The following is a 20166-nucleotide window of genomic DNA, read 5'->3' on the forward strand; positions in this document are numbered from 1 at the left end:
CGACCCACCCCGATGAGGTCTTTACCTTCAGGGACGCATGGGTGACAGTGACGAGGATCACTGTCGCCACACGACGTCCCGAAGGGGCTGCCCACGATGCGTTCCACGACCTTCCGCGCCACCACCCGCGCGCGACGCGCCACCGCCGGGCTGGGGGCGGCCGCGCTGGCCGTCGCCGGGCTCGTCGCCGGCACCCAGAGCGTCGCCCAGGGGGACACGCCGGCGCAGGACGCCACCCCCGTCGCTGCGGCCGCGGCGACGCCTCCCACCTATGAGCGCGACCTGACCGAGCAGCTGGACGGCAGTCGTGCGTACGCGACCGTCAAGCACCTCGTCGAGCAGATCGGTCCGCGGGTCAACGGCACGCCGGCGGAGCGCCGCGGAGCGGCCTACCTCCGCGACGTGCTCGAGCCCTACGGCTACGAGGTCGAGCTGCAGTCGTGGGGTCCGGTGAGCACCAAGCGCACCGCGGACGTCGTCACTGCGGGCGCACCCCTGCCCGGCGGTCCCAAGTGGCAGATGGCCGCCTCACCGTCGGGGGTCTACACCGGCGACGGCGCTCCCGTGACCGCACCGGTGGTGCCGGTCGGCACCGGCCAGACCGCGGAGGACTACGCCGACGCGTCCGGTGCCATCGCCTACGCCGTCGTCTCGACGCCGGCCGAGCGCGGCACGGCGATGACCCTCGCCGCGGCCAACGGCGCGGTGGCCGTGATCCTGGCGCCCCCGGTGCCCGCCAGCGGCAAGACCGCTCCGCGCAACCCGACCGTTCCGGCAGGCACGGCCGCCGTCGCGATCCCGGTGCTCGGTGCCGGGTCGGACCACACGGTGTGGCTCGACCAGGCGCTGCAGGCCGGCCCGGTCTCACTGCGCCTGGTCACCAATGAGTACGTCAACCCGATGGGCACCAACATCATCGCCACCCGGCACGCGGTGGGCGACCCGCAGGGCACGACGGCCCCGATCGTGATGGTCGGGGCCCACATCGACTCGGTGCTCGGCGCACCGGGTGGTCACGACGACGCCTCCGGCAACGGGGTCTCCACGGAGATCGCTCGCGTGCTGGCCACGCTGCCCTACGACAAGGAGATCCGCATCGGCGGGTTCGGCGGGGAGGAGGGCGGCCTGCTGGGCGCCCGCGCCTACGTCGACACGCTCACCCCGGCCACGCGGAAGCGGTTCGTCGGCGAGTGGCAGATGGACATGGTCGGCACGACCCACGAGCCGGCCCGCCTGTGGGCGCTCACCCCCGACGGCAGGAGCAACTACGTCGTCGAGCAGGCCTACGCCGCGGCCGCGCGCGACGGGTTCGGCGGCCTGGACAACTGCAAGCTCGGGCAGTCGGACCACCAGGCCTTCTTCGACGCCGGCATCCCGGCGGCCCTCTTCATCTGGCTCGACTACCAGGACCCGGTCGCGCCCAGCACCTGCGAGTCCATCGCCCGCGGCAGCTACCGGACCGAGCCCGAGTACCACCAGCCCAGCGACGGGATGAACAACGTCAGCGAGCCGCGCCTGCAGATCACCCTCGACGTCATCGGGGGAGCGGTCATCGAGAACGCGCTCAACGCCCTGACCGTCACCGCGGTGACGAAGGACGGAGCGCCCCTGTCCGGCGCCCAGGTGCTGGTGGACTGCGGCGACGGTAGCCACGACGCCGGACGCACCGACGAGGCGGGGGTCACCAGGACCCGGGTCCCGTCGGGTCGTTGCGCGCTGAGCGCCACCAAGGGATCGGACACCGTGACCGGCGAGGTCGCGATGTCCGGTGACGAGTCGGTCAGGCTGACCCTCGACGGCGGCACCGCGCCGGCCCTTCCGCGGATCTCCGCCTCGGCGGAGACGAGTCGCTACGGTCAGTCGCCCGTGGTGCGGATCGACCTGGCGCCGGCCGCACTCGAGCCCACGGGATCGGTCGAGATCCGCGACGGAGGGCGGGTGCTGGCCACCACCTCGGGCCAGCCGGGGGTCCGGTCCGTGATCCTGCCCGCCGCCCGCCTGCGCCCGGGCCGGCACGACGTCGACGTGGTCTACGTGGATGCGTCGGGCGCCGACCGAGTCGTCTCTCCGACACGCGTCAAGGTGCTCAAGGCCCGCGCGCAGCTGCGGCTGCGGCCCGTGCGGACCGTCCGGGGAGCGCGCGTCCACCTGCCGGTCCGGCTGGTGGTGCGTCCGCGCGACATCGCGTTCGCGGCACGCGGCCGGATCGTGGTCAGGTCCGGGGGCCGTGAGGTGGGCTCAGCCCGTCTTCGAGACGGTCGCGTCGTGGTCCGCCTCGACCGTCTCGACCGGAGCGGGAAGCACGTCCTGCGGGTGCGCCACGTCGGCAACCGGCTCGTACGGCCGAGCTCGGCCTCGACCACCGTCGTGGTCGGGAGGGGCTAGCGTCCCACCGACCGGAGCCTCGCCGAGCGGGCCCCGTCGCCACATCGGAGGAGTGGCGTCGGGGCCCGCTCGCGTGACGCGCTGAGGCGCCGGGTCAGGCGTTGGGGGTCTCGACCGACTGGCCGCCGCGCGTGCGCCGGCGGCTGCGGTTGCGGCGACGCGGGGCGTCGCCCGACTTCTCCGACGATGAGGCCGAGGAGCCGGAGGAGGCCTCGGAGCGCGAGGAGCCCGAGGACCCCGAGTCGCCGCGGCCCGAGCCCGAGCGCCGCTCGCGGGGCGCGCGCTCCTTCTTCTCGACCGGGGCGGGGTCGACGACGCGGCCCTTGGTGCCGGCCGGGATGCCCTGGTCGTGGAAGAGGTGCTCGGAGGTGGAGTAGGTCTCCTGCGGGTTGTCGAAGGGCAGGTCGAGCGCCTTGTTGATCATCTTCCACCGGTGCAGGTCGGCCCAGTCGACGAACGTGATCGCGGTGCCCGACGCGCCCGCGCGGCCGGTGCGACCGATGCGGTGGACGTAGGTCTTGTCGTCCTCGGGGCAGGTGTAGTTGATGACGTGGGAGACGCCACGCACGTCGATGCCGCGGGCGGCGACGTCGGTGCACACGAGGACCTGGATCTTGTCCTCGCGGAAGCGGGCCAGGGCCTTCTCGCGCGCCACCTGCGCCATGTCGCCGTGGAGGGGCGAGGCATTGAAGCCGCGCTCCTGCAGGTCCTCGGCGATCCGCTGCGCCTGGCGCTTGGTGCGGGTGAAGACGATCATCTTCTCGGCGTCCTCGGCCTGGAGGATGCGACCAATGATCTCGGGCTTGTCGAGGTCGTGGGCCTGGTAGATGAACTGCGCGGTCGCCGGCACCATCGTGGTGTCGTAGGACGACTCGGCGCGGATGTTCATCGGGTGGCGCATGTGGGTGCGGGCGAGCGCGACGATCGCCGACGGCATGGTCGCCGAGAACAGCATCGTCTGGCGGGTCTCCGGCGTCTTCGACAGCAGAGTGATGACGTCGGGGAGGAAGCCGAGGTCGAGCATCTCGTCGGCCTCGTCGAGCACGAGCGCGTGCACGTGCGAGAGGTCGAGTGCGCGGCGGTTGGCCAGGTCGATGAGGCGACCCGGCGTGCCGACGACGATGTCGACGCCCGACTCGAGCTCCTCGAGCTGGTGGTCGTAGCCCACGCCGCCGTAGACGGTGAGGACCCGCAGGCCCATGTCCTTGCTGGCCAGCGCGAGGTCGCTGGAGACCTGGAGCGCGAGCTCGCGGGTCGGGGCGACGATGAGGGCCTGCGGCTTGCCCTGCGGCAGGTCGGCGTAGGCCGGGTTGCTCGGCGCGATGGAGCGCTGGAGCACCGGGATGCCGAAGGCCAGGGTCTTGCCGGTGCCCGTGCGGGCCTGGCCGATGAGGTCGGTGCCGAGGAGTGCGACCGAGAGGGTCATCTCCTGGATGGCGAAGGGGGTGGTGATGCCGGCGCGGTCGAGCGCGTCGCAGATCTCGGGCAGCACGCCCAGTTCACGGAAGGTGGTCACGAAGTGTCGCTCTCTGATGAGTCGGGTTGTCCCACGCGTATGCGGTCAGCCCACTCGAGAGGCCCCGGCGGGGCAAGTGCCGACCGCGCACATACAGGCGGCCACCGGCGTCGAGTCGGCGGCTCGGTCCCCCCGATGCTATCGCTAGGCTGCGAACATGACGGAATCGCCCGACGAGGACTACCGCCGCGCCGCAGTCGACCTCCTCGGTGCGATCGCCTACGGCGAGCTCTCGGCGTTCGAGCGACTCGTCGAGGACGCCAAGATGGCGCCGGGGATCGACGACAAGATCGCCATCGGCGCGATGGCCACCGCCGAGTTCGGGCACCTCCAGAAGCTGGTCGAGCGACTCGAGCAGCTCGGTGCCGACCCGGTCGAGGCGATGCAGGTCTTCCGGCCCGGCTTCGACCGCTTCCACGCCCACACGGCGCCCTCCGACTACTACGAGGGGCTGATCAAGGCCTTCGTCGGCGACGGGCTCGCCGCCGACTTCTACCGCGAGATCGCCGCCTACCTCGACGCCGAGACCCGCGAGGTCATCATCAGCTCGCTGGAGGACTCCGGGCAGACGGCGTTCATCGTCGAGCGCGTACGCGCGGGCATCGCCGCCGACCACCGGCTGGGCGGCCGGCTGGCGCTGTGGGGCCGGCGGCTGATGGGCGAGGCCCTCACCCAGGCCCAGCGGGTCGCCGGCGACCGCGACTCCCTCACGGCGCTGCTCGCCGGGGGAGTGGACCGGCCGGGGCTCGACCTGGCGGCGCTGGGCCGGATGTTCGCCCGGCTGACCGAGCGGCACACCGAGCGGATGGCCGAGCTCGGCCTCGAGGCCTGAGTGGAGGCCTGAGGCCCCGGACGAGACGAGACCCCGCATCCGTGGGATGCGGGGCCTCGTGTGGTCGTGCGAGCGGTCAGAGCCGCGTGCGGTTCCCGGCGTTGCGTCCGGTGACCGTGGAGGCGATCACCACGAGGACGGCCGCGGTGATGATCGCGACGATCCAGCGGACCCAGTCGACGCCGTCGGAGCCGTCGCCGCCGAAGAACGAGTAGATCCAGTAGCCGAGCAGCACGCCGCCGATGCCGCAGAGGATCGTGAGCCAGATGGGGATGTTGTCCTTGTCGCCGGGAGCGACGAGCTTGCCGAGCAGTCCGATGATCGCTCCGACGATGATGAGGACGATGAGATCTACGACCATGATGGATCACCCTTTCTTTTGCCACGAACTCGTGACGGGAGGACCGGCATGGTGTATACCGGCTCGCCCATGATGTCGGCGACCGGTCTCGGTAGCAATCACCGTGCGCCCCTAGGGATGAGGTGTCACCACCCCCACGGCGGGGCGGTCAGCGGAAGCCGACGGCGCTGGACGTCGCCGAGCCGAGCTCGACGTAGGCGATCTTGTCCGCGGGCACGACGACCGCGCGGCCCTTGGTGTCGGCCAGCCGCAGGACGCCGCCGTCGGACAGCGCCTGCGAGAGCTGCGCCTCGATGTCCTCGGGCGTGCTGTCGGTGTCGAGCACCAGCTCGCGCTGCGCGTGCTGCACGCCGATCTTGACCTCCACGATGTTGCTCCTAGCTCAGGGTGTTGGGTGACGAGTCGATGATGCCGGGTGGGTGGTGGCGCCCGGTCGGGTGGAGCGACGTCAGTCGCCGTCGGTCATGGGGTAGCCCCGGATGCCGCGCCACGCCAGCCCGGCGATCAGGGAGGCCGCGTCGTCCTGCGGGATGCGCCCGCCTCCCGCCAGCCAGAACCGGGCCGACACCTGCGCCATTCCCACCAGCGACACCGCGAGCAGCTCGGAGGCCTCGTCGGGCAGGCCGGTGTCGGTGCGGATCACGTCGGCGATCATCGACGCGCACTCGGTCGTCACCCGGTCCACGCGCTCGCGCACGTCGGGCTCGCTGGTGAGGTCGGACTCGAAGACGAGGCGGAACGCGCCCTCCTCCGAGGCCACGTAGCTGTAGAAGACCTTCATCGTCGCGATGACGCGGTCGCGGTTGTCGTTGGTCGACGCCAGCGCCTCGCGGCAGTTGTCGATGATCAGGTCGCACGAGGTGTCGAGCAGCGCGAGGTAGAGGTCGAGCTTGCCGGGGAAGTGCTGGTAGAGCACGGGCTTGGACACCCCCGCCCGCTCGGCGATGTCGTCCATCGCGGCGGCGTGGTAGCCCTGCGCGACGAACACCTCGAGCGCGGACTCGAGCAGCTGCGCGCGACGCTCGCGTCGGGGCATGCGCCCCCCGCGGGGTCGCGGCCCGCTCGACTCCAACCGTTCAACGCCCACGGGTGCTCCTCTGCTGCATCGGGGGTGAGCCCGCAGCGTACTCGGAGGTAGTCGCGGCACGGGTCGGGCGTGCCCCCCGTGAGCGCCACGTCCGCATCGCGGGACCGGTCGGGGGCGCTTGGGGCACGCGGGGAACATGGAACGCGCCGGTGCTGTTGCACCGACACCCGAGTCGAGGAGAAGTCGTGTCGTTCCCTGCACTTGTCGAGCCCGCCGCCGAGCTCAGCACCGACGAGGTGCGCCGCTATAGCCGCCACCTGATCATCCCCGACGTCGGGATGACCGGGCAGAAGCGCCTGAAGAACGCCAAGGTGCTGGTGATCGGCGCCGGCGGCCTGGGCTCCCCGGCCCTGCTCTACCTGGCCGCGGCCGGCGTCGGCACGCTGGGCATCGCGGAGTTCGACGAGGTCGACGAGTCCAACCTGCAGCGCCAGATCATCCACGGCATGTCCGACATCGGCCGGCCCAAGGCGGAGTCCGCGCGCGAGTCGATCGCCGAGGTCAACCCCTACGTCGAGGTGGTGGTGCACCCCGAGCGCCTCGACAACGACAACGTCCTGCAGGTCTTCGAGGGCTACGACCTCATCGTCGACGGCACCGACAACTTCGCGACCCGCTACATGGTCAACGACGCGGCCTACTTCTTGAAGATCCCCTACGTGTGGGGGTCGATCTACCGCTTCGACGGCCAGGCGTCGGTCTTCGCACCCACCCTCGCCGACGACGCGCCGTGCTACCGCTGCCTCTACCCCGAGCCCCCGCCGCCGGGCATGGTCCCGAGCTGCGCCGAGGGCGGCGTGCTGGGCGTGCTCTGCGCGAGCATCGGGTCGATCCAGGTCAACGAGGCGATCAAGCTGCTGACCGGCATCGGCGACCCCGCCATCGGCAAGCTGGTCATCTACGACGCCCTCGAGCTCGAGTGGCGCAAGCTCAAGGTCCGCAAGGACCCCAGCTGCGCGCTGTGCGGCGACAACCCGACCGTGACCGGCCTGATCGACTACGACGCCTTCTGCGGCGCCGTGTCCGACGAGGCCGCCGACGCCGCTGCCGGCTCGACGATCTCGGTCACCCAGCTCGAGGCGATGCTCAAGGAGCGCGAGGAGGGCACCCGCGACTTCGAGCTCATCGACGTGCGCGAGCCCAACGAGTACGAGATCAACCGGATCCCCGGCTCCCGGCTGGTGCCCAAGGGCGAGTTCCTCAACGGCAACGCCCTCGGCGACCTGCCCGCCGACAAGCCGATCGTGCTGCACTGCAAGTCGGGCGTGCGCTCGGCCGAGGTGCTGGCGATCGTCAAGGGCGCGGGCTACGCCGACGCCGTGCACGTCGGTGGTGGCGTCGTGGCGTGGGTCAGCCAGATCGACCCGAGCCAGCCCGCCTACTGACCCACCGCCTGCACGACCGGGCGGGTCAGGCTCCCCGCGCCACCTGCTGGAGGTGTGCGTGGAGGGTGGCCCGCAGGTCGTCGACGTCGACCAGCTCGGCGTAGGCGAAGCACTGCATGGCGATCCCGTCGAGCAGGGCGTGCAACGACGTGGCGGCCAGCTCGTCGGCCGGGTCGGTCAGCGGCTCCTCGAGCAGGCGTCCGAGGTGGGCGTCCAGCGCCCGGCCGCGCAGCCACGCGACGGCGATCCTGCTGATCTGGCGCGTGCCCTTCCAGGCCAGCGCCCGCGTCTCCCCGAGCTCGGGGTCGCGCCGGGCGGCGTCCATCGCCGCCAACCACACCTCGGCCTCCAGGCGTCGTACGTCGTCGAGCGGGAGCAGCTCCTCCACCAGCCCTTGCGCGTCGGCCACCGGGTCCCGGGTCTCGGCGTCGGCGTACCAGCGGCGCAGGCGGGTGTCGAGGCGCTCCGGCACGTCCGCGAGGGTCTGCGCGATCACCCAGCGAAGCAGGGCGGCCTGGTCCGGGAAGTAGTGGCGCACGGCGCCGGGGGACCACCCCGCCTCCTGCGCGACGGCGCGCACTGTCGCCGCGGCGACCCCCTCGCGCAGCACGAGGCGCCGGACCGCGGCCGAGATCTCGGCACGGCGGGCTTCGTGGTCGACGACCTTGGGCACCTCGCCTTTCTAGCACGATTGTGTTTTCATATTTGCGACACAGTTGTGTGAAAAAGAGGTGGCCATGACGATCGTCGCCGTGCTCGGCCTCACCGGCCTGGCGCTCATCGACAGCACCAGCATGGGGACACTCGTGCTGCCGGTCGTGCTGCTGCTCGCGCCGCGCGTGCACGTCGGGCGGTTCCTCGCCTTCCTCGGCACGGTCGCCGGGTTCTACGCCCTCGTGGGCGTCGGCCTGGTCGCCGGCGCCGGCTGGCTGCTCGACGTCGGCTCGGACCTCGGCGAGGTCCGCACCCTCAGGTGGGCCGAGCTCGCGGTCGGCGCAGCCCTGCTCGCGCTCGGCATCTTCGGGGACCCCCGCCGCTGGTTCGGCGCGTCCGGCCCCGCGCGCGGGGACGCCGGCGAGCGGGCGCGGCGGCGGCGTGAGCGCCTGACGGGACCCGAGGCGTCGTACGGCGTCGTGGTGGGGGTGGGACTGGTGGCCGCGCTGGTCGAGGTCGGCTCGATGCTGCCGTTCCTGGCGGCCGTCGGGATCATCTCGAGCGCGGGGCTGCCGCCCGCCGGCCAGGTGGCGAGCGTCGGTGCCTACGTGCTGGTGATGGTGCTGCCGGCGCTGCTGCTCCTCGGCGGGCGACTGCTGGCCGGCCAGCGGCTCGAGGCGCCGCTCGCGCGGCTCTCGGGGTGGATCGACCGCCACTCCGGCAACGCGGCCTCCTGGGCCGCCGCGATCATCGGGCTGCTGCTGCTGCAGGACGCGCGCGTGGCGCTCGGGATGGCCTGAGGCCGGGCGGCCCGCCGCCATCTGTCGCCCGCGCCACCGCGTCGCCTAGGGTCACGCCATGCGGGCGCCCGGACTCACCCCAGCGGTGCGCGCGACGCTCGCGGTGGCCCTCACCTGCCTCCTCATGGTGCTGGTGGCCTGGGCGACGCTCGTCGGCCCCGACCGGGTCTTCACCGGGCCGGGCCCGCGTCCCGCGCCGCTGTCGACGACGACCGAGTCGTGCATCCCTCTGCCCGTGCGCACCGCGCCCGACGGGTCCACGACGGTGGAGGTCCCCGACGACCTCGCCGAGCGCGACTACTGCGACCCACCCCCGGCCGGGCTCGACGACTATCGCGAGATCGTCGAGGACAACCCGCCGCCCCTGTGGGTCAAGGTGCTGGTCTGGATCCTCCTCGGCGCCCTGCTCGCGGGGGTGGCCGCCGGTGTGCTCGGGCTGCTGGTCGTCGCGACCCGGGCGGTGCTGGCGCGCCGCGGTGGCGCCGAGCGCATCGACGTCGCGTTCACCGCGCTCGACGAGCCGGACCGGGTGGCGCAGGAGCTGGCCGCCGGGGCCGAGGAGCAGGACGCGCTGCTGCGCGGCGGCGACCCGCGCAACGCCATCGTCGCGGCCTGGCACCGCTTCGAGGTGCTGGGGGAACGGGCCGGTGTGGCGCGCCGTGCCTCCGAGACGTCGTCGGAGTACGCCCTGCGCATCCTCGACCTCGTCGACGCCGACACCGCGCCGGTCAACCGGCTCGCCGAGCTCTACCGCGAGGCCAGGTTCTCCCGGCACCCGATCACCGAGGACCATCGCGCCGAGGCGGTGGCCGCCCTCGCCGGCATCCGGCGCAGCCTGGGGGTGCGGACGTGAGCCGCCTCCTCGCGCAGTGGCGCGGACGCGCGGCCGGCGGCGTCGTCCTGGCCGCGATCGGCTACGGGCTCGCCATCGCCCTCGACTTCGACCCCCGGCCGCTGCCGTACGTCGTGTGGGCGGTCGTCGTGCTGGCGATGACCTACCTCGTCGTCGACACCGTCGACGTCCCGGCGGCTCAGTGGCGCACGGGCCCGCCGCCCGCGGACCGGGTCGACGAGGTCACCTCCGACCTGCGCATCCTCACCAGCCACCGCAGCGCCGACCACCCCTCCGACGCCCTCGCCCGCCGGCTGGTGGAGCTCGCGCGCGCCCGCGACCCGGGCCTGGCCGAGGAGATCCAGCACGAGACCACCGACGGCGGGCGCCTCTCGCCCGGCGACATCGACCGCATCCTGACCCGAATCGAGGACCTCCGTGACCGACGCTGAGACCCCCACCGCCGACGTCTCCCGGCTCGCCGAGCAGGTGCTGGACGAGGTGGGCCGAGCCGTCGTCGGCAAGCGGGAGGCGCTGTCGCTGGTGCTCGCCGGCATCCTGGCCAAGGGCCACGTGCTGCTCGAGGACTACCCGGGGCTGGGCAAGACGCTCGCCGCGAGGTCCTTCGCGTCGGCGCTGGGGCTGGAGTTCGCCCGCGCGCAGTTCACCCCCGACCTGCTACCCGCCGACCTCACCGGCTCCTACGTCTACGACCAGCGCCGCGCGGAGTTCGACTTCCGCGCCGGCCCGGTCTTCACCGGACTGCTGCTCGCCGACGAGATCAACCGCACCCCGCCCAAGACGCAGGCCGCGCTGCTCGAGGCCATGCAGGAGGGGCAGGTCACCGTCGAGGGCCAGACCCACCGGCTGCCGAGCCCGTTCCACGTGCTGGCCACCGCCAACCCCGTCGAGTACGAGGGCACCTACCCGCTGCCCGAGGCGCAGCTCGACCGGTTCCTGCTGCGGGTGGGCTTCGGCTACCCGAGCGCGGGCGAGGAGTACGACGTCCTGCGCCGCCGCCTCGACCGCCGGCGCGAGGAGGTCGACCTCGCCCAGGTCACCGACGCCGCCGGGCTCTCGGCCGCGCAGGCAGCCGTCGAGCGGGTGGTCGTCGACGAGTCGGTGGCCCGCTACTGCGTGGCGCTGGTCGCCGCCACCCGCACCCATGCCGACGTGCTGACCGGCGCCTCGCCGCGCGGCAGCCTCGGCCTCGTGCTCACCGCGCGCGCCTGGGCCGCGATCCGCGGTCGCGACTACGTCGTGCCGGAGGACGTCAAGGTCGTCGCGCGTGCGGTCCTGGCGCACCGGATCACCGTCAAGCCCGACCTCTGGATGACCCAGGCATCGGGCGCCCGCGTCGTCGACGCCGTGCTGTCGTCGGTCGAGACCCCCCGGACGCTGGAGTCGCGGTGACCGGCTGGCGGCCCACGTCCGCCCTGGTCCGCGCGTGCCTGCTCGCGCTCGGCGGCATATGCGGGGGCGTGGCGCTCGGCCAGGAGGTGCTGGTGGTGCTGGCCGCCCCGTTCGTCGTGCTCGCCGCGATGGGGCTCGCGTCGCGCCCCCGCGGCCCGGTGCGCGTCGGCACACGCCTCGACCACCACCGGCTCCACGAGGGCCAGGGGACGACGTCGCGGGTCGACGTCGACGACCTGACCGGAGTGGAGCACTGCACGCGCGTCGCCGCCGCCACCGCCCACGTGGCCGCCTCGCCGACCCAGGGCGCGGCCGGGTCGCTCGTCGCCGACGGCCTCCCGGTCCTGTGGTTCAGCCCGCGCCGGTGGGGACGACGCGCGATCGGGGCCGAGCGGGTCGCCCTCACCAGCGCGTGGGCGGGCTGGCGCTGGGGACCCGTGGACCTGCCGGAGAACGGGCTGACCGTGCTGCCGCAGACGGCGCCGTACGACAGTCGCGCGGAGGTGCCGCAGCCCGACGGCCTGGTCGGGCGGCACCGCTCGCGCCGGCTCGGCAGCGGCACCGAGTTCGAGGGCATCCGGCTCTTCGCCGCCGGCGACCGGCTCCGGCGCATCACCTGGCCGGTCTCCCTGCGCACCGGCGAGCTGCACGTCGTCACCACCCGCGCCGAGCAGGACGCGGGGGTGTGGCTCGTCGTCGACGGCCTGCGCGACATCGGGACCTCCGGCGGCATCGACGGCCCGGCGAGCACCCTCGACCTCACCGTCCGCGCGGCGGCCGCGCTGGCCGAGCACCACGTCCGCACCGGCGACCGCGTGGGGATGCTCGTCGTGGCCGCCGACGGCGCCCGGGTGCCGCTCGGCGCCGGGCCGCGGCACCTGCAGCGCCTCCTCGGCACGCTCGCCCGGGTGCGGCCCGAGGCTCGGAGCGTGCCGCCCGAGCGGCTCGACCTCGGCGCGGGTGCCGGCAGCGTGGTCCACGTGCTGTCGCCGATGCTCTTCACGCCGCTCGTCACCGCGACCGCCGGCCTGCAGCGCGGCGGCACCTCGGTGGTCGTCATCGACACCCTCGGCGAGGCGTTCGCGGGCCGGGAGGCCGACCGGCTGTCGCTGCCCGCGCTGGCCGCCCGGATGCAGCGGATCGAGCGCGACGACCGGCTCCGCCGGCTGGCGGCGCTGGGCACGCCCGTGGTGCCGTGGCGCGGGCCGGGCACGCTCGACACCGTGCTCCAGCAGCTCGCGCGGCGCGCGCGGGTGCCGAAGGTGCGTGCCTGATGCGGCCGTACGCCCGCGGTGCCGCCGCGTCCGCCGTCGGGCTGCGGGTGCTCGTCCTCGTGCTGCCGTGCGCCGCCCTGGCCCTGGCGCTGCCCGAGGTGCCGCACTGGGCGGTGGTCGGCGGGGTGGTGCTGAGCGCCGCCGGGTGGGCGCTGCTGCCCGACCACGCGATCGGGGTGGTCCCGCTCGTGCTGGTCGGGGGGTGGTGGGCCGCCCACGGGGTGGTGGACGGTCGGATCCTGGTCGTCGCCGTGCTGCTGGTCGCGGCGCACGTCGCGGCCACCCTGGCGTCGTACGGCCCGCCCACCCTCGCGCTCGACCGCCGACTGGCCAGGCTCTGGCTGGGCCGAGGGCTTCTGGCGCTGGTGCCGGTGCTCCCCACCTGGGTGGCGGTCCGTGGCCTCGACCCTGCGCTGGCGCCGTCGTGGGTGTGGCTGGCGACGGGGCTGGTGACGGTCGGGCTGCTGCTCGTCACGGGCCGGTTGACCCGTGCGGAGGTGCCGTGACGACCGAGGAGGAGCGCGAGCTCTACGCCGAGCTGGTGCTGCAGTGCGCCGAGTCGGTCCCGCGCGGGCGGGCCACGACCTACGGGGCGATCGCCGACGTCGTAGGCAAGCGCCTGGGCCGCGGTGGTCCGCGGCTGGTCGGCTCGGTGCTCGCCGCCCACGGCGGCGGGGTGCCGTGGTGGCGGGTGGTGCGCGCCGACGGCTCGCTGCCGCCGTCGCACGGCGAGGAGGCGCGGCAGGCCTACCTCGAGGAGGGCACCCCGCTGCTCCCGGGCGGGTCCGTGGATCTGGCGCGGGCGTTCTGCCCGCCGCGACTCGGGGCACAATGACCGCCATGCTCTACACGGTCGCGCACGGCGTCATCCCCCCGCTCGCCCGCGCCATGTGGCGCCCGCGCGTCGAGGGCCTCGAGCGGGTGCCGGCGACGGGTCCGGTGATCGTGGCGAGCAACCACCTCTCGTTCTTCGACAGCGTCGTCATCCCGGTCGTCGTGCCGCGCAAGGTGGTCTTCCTCGCCAAGTCCGACTACTTCACCGGCACCGGCGTGCGGGGCACGCTGACGCGGGCGTGGTTCGAGGGGCTGGGGATGCTTCCCGTCGACCGCGACGACACCCGGGCCGCGATCGCGAGCCTCGACACCGCGCTCGACGTGCTGCGTCGCGGCGAGGCGTTCGGCATCTATCCCGAGGGCACCCGCTCGCGCGACGGCCGGCTCTACCGCGGCCGCACCGGGGTGGCGCACCTCGCCCTGACCGCCGGGTGCCCCGTCGTCCCGGTCGGCCTCGTCGGCACCCCGGACATCCAGCCGGTGGGCGCGAGCCGGCCGCGGCTGGGCAAGGTCGCCGTGACGGTGCGCTTCGGCGAGCCGATCACGGTCGCGGGGGAGTACGACGGCGTCCCGACCGGCCGGGCGCGCCGCGACCTCACCGACCGCATCATGGACGCGATCGCCGACCTGACCGGCCAGGAGCAGGCCGGGATCTACAACGAGCGGCCCGCGTCGGCCTGAGCCGCCAGCGCGGCCAGCGCCCGGGGGAAGATCTCGGCCGGCGGGGTGACCAGCCCGGCGCCGACCTGGCCGACCCCCGCGACCTTGCCGGCCATGCCGGTGTTGATCTGGGGCAGGATGCCGGTGCGACAGACGCGGGTGACGTCGATGCCCGTGGGCGTGCCCTGGAACTCCAGGACCGGGACGGTCCAGCGCGGGTTCTCCGCCAGCGTGATCTCGTGCATCCGGCGGGTGGTGGCGAGCGCGTCGGGCACCGAGCCACCGACCAGCCGGACGATCGCCGGGGCCGTGGCCATCGCGAAGCCGCCGATGCCGGCCGTCTCGGTGATCGCGGAGTCGCCGATGTCGGGGTTGGCGTCGTCGGGGCCGTAGTCGCCGAGGAAGAGGCCCTCGGCCACCTGCGCCGGCCCGGTGAACCACTCGTCGCCCGTGCCGGAGACCTGGATGCCGAAGTCGGTGCCGTTGCGGGCCATCGCGACGACCATCGTCGAGCGGGGGACGTCGCGGCCCGCGTCGAGCGCGAGCTTGCAGGCGGGCATGGCGAGGTTGAGGAAGAAGTGGTCGTTGCCGCCGATGAAGCGCAGCGCGTCGGCGACGTCCTTGCCGGAGAAGCCGGCGGTGACCATCGCCGGCGCGAGGTCGCGCAGCAGCATCAGCGTGCCGGCGCGGTTGCGGTTGTGGGCCTCGTCGCCCATCTGCAGCATCTGGGTGAGGATGCCGGTGACGTCGGTGGCCTCCTCGGTGCCGCGCACCGCGGCCTGCAGGAGCGGGCCGAGCACGTCGCCCATCCAGCGGAGCCGGGTCAGCACCTCGGGGGAGTAGGCGCCGTAGCGCAGCACCTTGCCGAGGCCCTCGTTGAGCGAGCAGTAGGTGCGCCGCCCGGTCTCGCGGTCCTCGAGCACCCACATCCACATCGACGGAGTGACGACGCCGGCCATCGGTCCCACCGCGCTGCGGTGGTGGCAGGGCTCGAGGCTGACGCTGCCGCCGGACTCGAAGAGGGCGACCGCGTCCTCGGGGTCGTCGACGAGCCCCTCGAGCGCGGCGCCGCCCATCAGCGCGCCCCGCAGCGGTCCGGACGCCCGGTCCCAGCCGATCGGGGGACCGGCGTGGAGGAACTGGCCCGGCTCGAGGCCCAGCACCTCCGAGGCCGGCGCGACGTCGACGAGGTGGGCGGTGACGCCGAGCATCGCCTCGACCGCCCGGCGGTTGGCCCCGGGGCGGCGGGGGTCGGTGGCGACGGTCGCGAGGTCGGCCTCGGTGCCGGGCATCGGCGGGCGCCAGTCGACGCGCTCGACCTCGACGGCCTGGTCGGCGACGGCGTCGGCGAGCATGTCGGCTCCGACCGTGACGACGGTGGGCTGGCTCATCGGGCGTCCTTCCCCTCGGGTGCGCCCAGCAGGGCGATGGCGCGGCGCGTCGCGCCCGCGTTGGACAGGTGCACCTCGGCGCCGGCGGCGACGAGGGCATCGCGCTGGGCGGCGAGGCCCTGGGGGTCGAGGTCGGTGCCCACGAGGCTCACCACGACCGGGATCGGGCGGTCGCTGCGCGCGGCCTCGATGGCGGGCGCGAGGCGCGCCGCCGGGTCGGGCTCGGCGCCGTGGCCGAGCACGACGTCGAGCAGGATGACGCCGGTCGCCGGGTCGGCGGCCGCCCGGGCGAGCTGCTCGGTGCGCAGGGTGGGGTCGATCATCGGGTGCGCCCGGCCCTGCGTGAGCGCGTCGTCCCCGAAGTCGACCATCGTGTGGTCGTCGGCGAGCAGGTCACCCGTCTCGCCCGGGTCCAGCGCGAGGTCGTCGGAGAGCGGGATGTTGCTGCGCACCGGGCCGAGCGCCTCGGTGGCCAGGAGCATCGACTCGTCGCAGAGGGTGCCGCCGACGAAGAGTCCGCGCAGCAGGGGGCCCGTCGCGGGGCCGGTGTTGTCGGCGCCGTGCACCGGCCACTCGGGCGCAGGGTGGCCGAGCCGCGCGAGCACGTCGTCCGCGACGGTGGTGAGGTCGCGCTGTCCGCGGCCGAGCAGCCCGAGCTCGACGGGCGTGGCGAGGGCACCGGCCTCGCGGGCCAGCGCCTCGGCCACCTCGGGGGCGGGCGGCTTGGACACGACCACCACCAGGTCGACGTCCGCGTCCGCGTCGAGGCGGCGCAGCGCCTCGCGGGTGGAGGCACCGCCGACCGCGGCGGACAGGTCGCGCCCGCCCACCCCCAGCGCGTGCCGCACCCCGACGCCGTCGTGGCCGTCGGCGGCGAGCCGCTCGCCGGCGTGGTGGAGCAGGGCGAGCAGCTGCTGGCAGCCGGTGCCCGACGCGGCGACCAGCCCGATCCGCCCGGGGCGCACGGTGTTGGCGAAGCCCAGCCCGACGCCGTCGAGAACGGCCGTCCCGCAGTCCGGCCCCATGACGAGCGCGCCGCGCGCGGCGGCGTACGCCTTGAGGGCGACCTCCTCGGCCACGGGCACGTTGTCGCTGAAGACCATCACGTCGTGGCCGGCCTCCAGGGCGTCCATCGCCTCGACGGTGGCGCTGGCGCCGGGCACCGAGACGAGCGCGACGGCGCCGGCGTCCGCGCGCCGCAGCGCGCTGGCCGTGGTGCGGGGCGGGGCGAGCGTGGTGCCGCCGTCGCCGGGCCGGGTCGGCGCGAGGGCGGCGTCGACCGCGGCGAGGGCGGCGGACAGGTCGCCGGCGTCGTCGAGGCGCACGGCCACGACCATGTCGTTGGGCGACGACGCGGGGACGTCGAAGCCCATCCCCTCGATCACCTCGAGGTTGAGCCCGGTGGCCATCGCGACCTGGGCGGCCACCACGCCGGGCGTGGCCTGCACCGCCCGGCTGACCTGGAGCAGGGTCACGGAGTCGGCGTAGGCGCCGCTGCGGAGCTCGACGTGGTCCTTCATGCTGCCCTCCGGGGAGTGGGGTGAGGCGTGCTGGACGTGGTGGACGCCAGGGCCAGCGCGGCCCCGGCGAGGAGGCCGGCGCCCGAGGTGGCGCCGACGGCCAGCAGGGCGCGCTCGGCGGCGTCGGTCGGGTCGGCGAGCCAGGCGGACAGCTCGGGGAGCGCCTCGCCGCGCACCGCGCACTCGAGCAGTGTGGCCGAGAGGAGGGTCGTCGCTCCCACCCGGTCGCGCACGGCCCCGGCGAGAGCGTCGTCGGGGCGCCCCAGTGCGGCCCGGGTGGTGAGCCACCCGGCGAGCACGTCGTCGCCGAGCGGCGTGAGGCCGGGGCCGCGGCCGACGAGCCGGTCGAGGTGGCCCGGTGCCAGGTCCAGCCCGGACGTCATCAGGACCTCCGGTGCGGACCGCGGATCCTCATGGCGTCCGGGGGCGGGGGCGGTGACGTCGACGACCCGGGCGACCCGCACCGCCCGCTCGCCCACCACCAGCTCGCCGCCCCGCACCCGCACCGCCGGACGGGGGAGGCCGCCGGTGAGGACGTCGAGGCTGGGCAGCGTCGACCACAGCGCGCACGGCACGCGCGTCGCGGCTCCCGACACCAGGCCGAGGCACCAGCCGTCGAGGTCGACGTAGATCGCCGTTCCGCTCGCGTGGACCACCTCGCGCGGACCGTCGGACGCCGCCCGCAGCCGCTCATGGACCCGGTGTGGTGCCGCCACGGGGATCGGTCCGGTCGTCACGCCACAGACGCTAACGGCTCGTGGGACACTCGCGAATGTGAGAACTTGTCGGACCGCGAGGTGGATGTGCGCCAAGACTTGATAAGCGACCCGGAGGCCGTCGCAGCCCTCGAGCGCGCCGACGCGCTCCACACCGCCCTGACCCACATCGTGCTCGAGGGTGGCGACCTCGACGCCATCGCTGAGGCGGTCGGCGACGCGCTCGGCTACGGCGTCGTGTTCACCTCCACCGACGGCCGCGAGCGCGCCGCCCACCTCGACCAGGCGCAGCGCGAGGCGCTGGCCCGGGCCGACCTGGTCGACCCCACCGGCCGGGTGCGCGTCGAGCGCATCGACCCCGCGGGCACCGCCGTGGGCCAGGGGGAGGCGCTCGTACGCCGCGTCGTCGCGGCCGGCGTCGACCTGGCCCGACTCGTGGCGCTGCAGCCCGACGGCACGATCCACGCCTCCGACGTGCACGCGCTCGAGCGGGCAGCGATCGTGGCCGCGCTGCTCGTCACCCGCGTCGAGGCCATCACCGCGGTGGAGAACAAGTACCGCGGCGACTTCCTGCGCGACGTGTTCCTCGGCCGGGCCGGTGAGGAGGAGTACGTCGCCGAGCACGCCCAGGCGTTCGGCTGGCACCTCGACCGTCCGGTGATGGTGGTGGTGGCCGTGCTCGACCCCGACGCCATCGCCGTCCTGGCCCCCGAGCCCGACGACCGGCGCGCGTGGCACGACCGCTTCGCCCACGCCTGGCGCCAGGTCTCCGCCACCGTCGACGAGACCATCGCCTCGGTCGCGTTCAGCCGCGAGGTGGTCACGCTCGTGCCCGTCGACCCGTCGACCGGGCCGGAGGGCGCGCAGCTCACTGTGGATCGCATCATCGCCGCGGTGCGCGGCGACCGCGGCGGTGGGCGCGTCGCGTTCTCGGCCGGGGTGAGCCGCGTCGCCGAGGGTCTCGGTGACCTGCCCGAGGCGTTCCGGCAGGCCCAGCGCGCGGTCGAGATCGGGCGGCGCGTGCACGGCGGGGGCTCGGTGATCCGCTTCGACCAGCTCGGCCTGCACCGGCTGCTCGCCCTGGTGCCCGACGGCGCCGAGCTGAGCGCGTTCGCCGCCGACGTCCTCGGGCCGCTCGCCGCGCGCACCCCGGAGGCCGCCGACCTGCGCGAGACGCTGCAGGTGCTGATCGACACCAACTTCAACGTCGCGGAGGCCGCCCGCGCGCAGTTCTTCCACTACAACACGATGCGCTACCGCGTGGGCAAGCTGCAGCGGATCCTCGGCCCGGTCGCCACCGACCCGCACCTGCGCCTCGACGTGGCGGTGGCGCTGCGGGCGCTCGAGATCGTCGACTGACGGGCCGGGTTCAGAGCAGCTTCTCGTAGAACACCCGGACGAGACCGGCCTCATCGGCGCGGTGGGTCTCGACGTAGCCCACCCGTGCGTAGAGCGCCTGGTTCTCCACCATCGTGTGGTGGGTGCAGAGGCGGACGCGGGGGAGCTCGAGTGCGCGGGCGCGCGACTCGGCGAGCCGGAGGAGGCGCCGCCCGACCCCGCGTCCGTGGTGGGTGGGGAGGACGGCGACGTTGTCCAGGAGGACGCCGTCGTCCTCGGGCACCAGGAGCAGGAGGCCGACGACCGAGGAGCCGTCGAGGGCCACCCAGGCCTCCGTGTCATCGATCGCAGCGGCGTAGTCGGTCTCGAGGGGGCCGGGGCGCAGGCCGCCCATCCGGGCGAGGTAGGGGGAGTACGCCGCCTCGGCGACGCGCCGCACCGCCTCGGCGTCCGTCGCGACCGCGCGGCGCAGCGCCGGGTGCCGGACACCGAACCACTGCTCCGCGCCGTGCTCCTCGAACCGGTCCGCCTCGTCGAAGCCGAGGCGATCGGCCAGCGCGCGGGAGCGGGCGTTGGCGACCTGCGTGCACAGCACGACGTCCTCGCCGAGGCGCTCGTCGGCCAGGTCGAGCAGCGCCGCGCACCCCTCGGCGGCGTAGCCGCGGCCCCACGCGTCGACCGGGAGCACGTAGCTCAGCTCGACGACGCCCGGCCCCGCGACGGCGGGCTCGGACCCGTCCGTGGCGACCAGCCGGCCGGGGCGCTCCGCCTCCCGGCGGCTCAGCCCGATCCAGCCCACGAAGCGGCCCTCGTGCTCCAGGACGTACTGGGCCGGGCGGTCGGCGGGCACCTCGGGGAGGCTGGCGTCGAGGGTGGCGCGGTCCTGGCCGCCGCCGAGGTGCTGGTTGGCGACCGGGTCTGAGCCGAGGTCGAGGAACGCCTCGCGATCGCGCGCCTCGGGCGCGCGCAGCAGCAGCCGCTCGGTGCGCAACGACCCGGCCGGCCAGGCGTCGTCGGTGAGGGCCAGGGCCATGCTCGAAGGGTAGGGAGTGCGGGCATTGCAGCCGAGAACTTGTCAGCCGGCGCGGCGTTCCTTCGGCAGATGTCGCCAGTGAGGGTGTGAGATGAGCCGCACTAGTTTGTGGCTCCTCGGGCACCACACCCCTGC

Annotated in this window: 21 protein-coding genes; 12 read left to right on the forward strand and 9 right to left on the reverse strand. The window is 74.3% G+C overall.

The genetic code is table 11. The annotated features are described in order from the left end of the window. The first annotated feature begins 96 nt into the window (after window positions 1-96). On the forward strand, window positions 97-2385 hold the full coding sequence (locus tag AC54T2_RS09955; protein WP_489976510.1) for a M28 family peptidase: 2289 nt from the start codon (window positions 97-99) through the stop codon (window positions 2383-2385). Window positions 2386-2479: 94 nt separating this feature from the next. Here the strand turns inward: AC54T2_RS09955 and AC54T2_RS09960 are convergent, their stop codons facing one another. Then, window positions 2480-3901, reverse strand: coding sequence for a DEAD/DEAH box helicase (locus AC54T2_RS09960; protein WP_489976511.1), 1422 nt, complete (start codon window positions 3899-3901; stop codon window positions 2480-2482). 157 nt (window positions 3902-4058) lie between these two features. Here AC54T2_RS09960 and AC54T2_RS09965 point away from each other — a divergent pair, with 157 nt between their 5' ends. Continuing rightward, a complete protein-coding gene (locus tag AC54T2_RS09965) occupies window positions 4059-4733 on the forward strand; it encodes a ferritin-like fold-containing protein (protein ID WP_489976512.1) in 675 nt (224 codons plus the stop codon). Window positions 4734-4809: 76 nt separating this feature from the next. Here the strand turns inward: AC54T2_RS09965 and AC54T2_RS09970 are convergent, their stop codons facing one another. From AC54T2_RS09970 to AC54T2_RS09980, 3 genes are all read right to left on the reverse strand, one after another. Further along, complete coding sequence (locus AC54T2_RS09970; RefSeq protein ID WP_186341485.1) at window positions 4810-5094, reverse strand: GlsB/YeaQ/YmgE family stress response membrane protein; 285 nt, start codon at window positions 5092-5094, stop codon at window positions 4810-4812. Window positions 5095-5242: 148 nt separating this feature from the next. Next, window positions 5243-5461: a DUF3107 domain-containing protein gene (locus AC54T2_RS09975; protein WP_186341486.1), complete on the reverse strand. Its 219-nt coding sequence runs from the start codon at window positions 5459-5461 to the stop codon at window positions 5243-5245. Between the two features lie 81 nt (window positions 5462-5542). Then, window positions 5543-6130 carry a TetR/AcrR family transcriptional regulator gene (locus AC54T2_RS09980; protein WP_186341487.1) on the reverse strand — a complete coding sequence of 196 codons (588 nt, stop codon included), beginning with the start codon at window positions 6128-6130 and terminating at the stop codon, window positions 5543-5545. Window positions 6131-6366: 236 nt separating this feature from the next. On the opposite strand from AC54T2_RS09980, the gene moeZ reads away from it, so the two are divergent. Continuing rightward, window positions 6367-7566, forward strand: a complete 1200-nt coding sequence (moeZ, locus tag AC54T2_RS09985) for an adenylyltransferase/sulfurtransferase MoeZ (RefSeq protein ID WP_186341488.1) — start codon at window positions 6367-6369, stop codon at window positions 7564-7566. A gap of 25 nt (window positions 7567-7591) precedes the next feature. On the opposite strand, the gene AC54T2_RS09990 is transcribed toward moeZ, so the two are convergent. After that, on the reverse strand, window positions 7592-8239 hold the full coding sequence (locus tag AC54T2_RS09990) for a TetR/AcrR family transcriptional regulator (protein ID WP_496666078.1): 648 nt from the start codon (window positions 8237-8239) through the stop codon (window positions 7592-7594). Between the two features lie 64 nt (window positions 8240-8303). Here AC54T2_RS09990 and AC54T2_RS09995 point away from each other — a divergent pair, with 64 nt between their 5' ends. From AC54T2_RS09995 to AC54T2_RS10030, 8 genes are read left to right on the forward strand one after another with little or no spacing between them, the layout of a single operon-like run. After that, complete coding sequence (locus tag AC54T2_RS09995; protein ID WP_496666079.1) at window positions 8304-9020, forward strand: GAP family protein; 717 nt, start codon at window positions 8304-8306, stop codon at window positions 9018-9020. Window positions 9021-9078: 58 nt separating this feature from the next. After that, the gene (locus AC54T2_RS10000; protein ID WP_496666080.1) at window positions 9079-9873 is read left to right on the forward strand and encodes a DUF4129 domain-containing protein; all 795 of its coding nucleotides are present in this window, start codon (window positions 9079-9081) and stop codon (window positions 9871-9873) included. Then, a complete protein-coding gene (locus tag AC54T2_RS10005; RefSeq protein WP_496666081.1) occupies window positions 9870-10304 on the forward strand; it encodes a hypothetical protein in 435 nt (144 codons plus the stop codon). The genes AC54T2_RS10000 and AC54T2_RS10005 overlap by 4 nt, the downstream gene beginning before the upstream one ends. Further along, window positions 10291-11265 carry an AAA family ATPase gene (locus tag AC54T2_RS10010; RefSeq protein WP_489976516.1) on the forward strand — a complete coding sequence of 325 codons (975 nt, stop codon included), beginning with the start codon at window positions 10291-10293 and terminating at the stop codon, window positions 11263-11265. The genes AC54T2_RS10005 and AC54T2_RS10010 overlap by 14 nt, the downstream gene beginning before the upstream one ends. After that, window positions 11262-12539 carry a DUF58 domain-containing protein gene (locus tag AC54T2_RS10015; RefSeq protein WP_496666082.1) on the forward strand — a complete coding sequence of 426 codons (1278 nt, stop codon included), beginning with the start codon at window positions 11262-11264 and terminating at the stop codon, window positions 12537-12539. Before AC54T2_RS10010 ends, AC54T2_RS10015 begins: the two co-directional genes overlap by 4 nt. Further along, window positions 12539-13045: a hypothetical protein gene (locus AC54T2_RS10020; protein ID WP_496666083.1), complete on the forward strand. Its 507-nt coding sequence runs from the start codon at window positions 12539-12541 to the stop codon at window positions 13043-13045. The genes AC54T2_RS10015 and AC54T2_RS10020 overlap by 1 nt, the downstream gene beginning before the upstream one ends. After that, on the forward strand, window positions 13042-13374 hold the full coding sequence (locus AC54T2_RS10025; protein ID WP_496666084.1) for an MGMT family protein: 333 nt from the start codon (window positions 13042-13044) through the stop codon (window positions 13372-13374). Before AC54T2_RS10020 ends, AC54T2_RS10025 begins: the two co-directional genes overlap by 4 nt. A gap of 5 nt (window positions 13375-13379) precedes the next feature. After that, window positions 13380-14054 carry a lysophospholipid acyltransferase family protein gene (locus tag AC54T2_RS10030; protein WP_496666085.1) on the forward strand — a complete coding sequence of 225 codons (675 nt, stop codon included), beginning with the start codon at window positions 13380-13382 and terminating at the stop codon, window positions 14052-14054. On the opposite strand, the gene AC54T2_RS10035 is transcribed toward AC54T2_RS10030, so the two are convergent. From AC54T2_RS10035 to AC54T2_RS10045, 3 genes are read right to left on the reverse strand one after another with little or no spacing between them, the layout of a single operon-like run. Continuing rightward, window positions 14027-15424, reverse strand: coding sequence for a YlbE family protein (locus AC54T2_RS10035; RefSeq protein ID WP_496666086.1), 1398 nt, complete (start codon window positions 15422-15424; stop codon window positions 14027-14029). The two genes, AC54T2_RS10030 and AC54T2_RS10035, sit on opposite strands and share 28 nt — an antisense overlap. Further along, on the reverse strand, window positions 15421-16944 hold the full coding sequence (locus AC54T2_RS10040; protein WP_496666087.1) for an AllF/FdrA family protein: 1524 nt from the start codon (window positions 16942-16944) through the stop codon (window positions 15421-15423). The genes AC54T2_RS10035 and AC54T2_RS10040 overlap by 4 nt, the downstream gene beginning before the upstream one ends. Further along, window positions 16941-17681, reverse strand: coding sequence for an oxamate carbamoyltransferase subunit AllH family protein (locus AC54T2_RS10045; RefSeq protein ID WP_496666088.1), 741 nt, complete (start codon window positions 17679-17681; stop codon window positions 16941-16943). Before AC54T2_RS10045 ends, AC54T2_RS10040 begins: the two co-directional genes overlap by 4 nt. A 78-nt stretch (window positions 17682-17759) precedes the next feature. On the opposite strand from AC54T2_RS10045, the gene AC54T2_RS10050 reads away from it, so the two are divergent. Continuing rightward, window positions 17760-19019 carry a PucR family transcriptional regulator gene (locus AC54T2_RS10050; protein ID WP_186341499.1) on the forward strand — a complete coding sequence of 420 codons (1260 nt, stop codon included), beginning with the start codon at window positions 17760-17762 and terminating at the stop codon, window positions 19017-19019. Between the two features lie 10 nt (window positions 19020-19029). On the opposite strand, the gene AC54T2_RS10055 is transcribed toward AC54T2_RS10050, so the two are convergent. Continuing rightward, window positions 19030-20031 (reverse strand): GNAT family N-acetyltransferase, encoded by a 1002-nt coding sequence (locus tag AC54T2_RS10055; RefSeq protein ID WP_496666089.1) that lies wholly within the window; start codon window positions 20029-20031, stop codon window positions 19030-19032. Between the last annotated feature and the right edge of the window lie 135 nt (window positions 20032-20166).

It is taken from the genome of Nocardioides sp. Z35_8 (assembly GCF_059621125.1).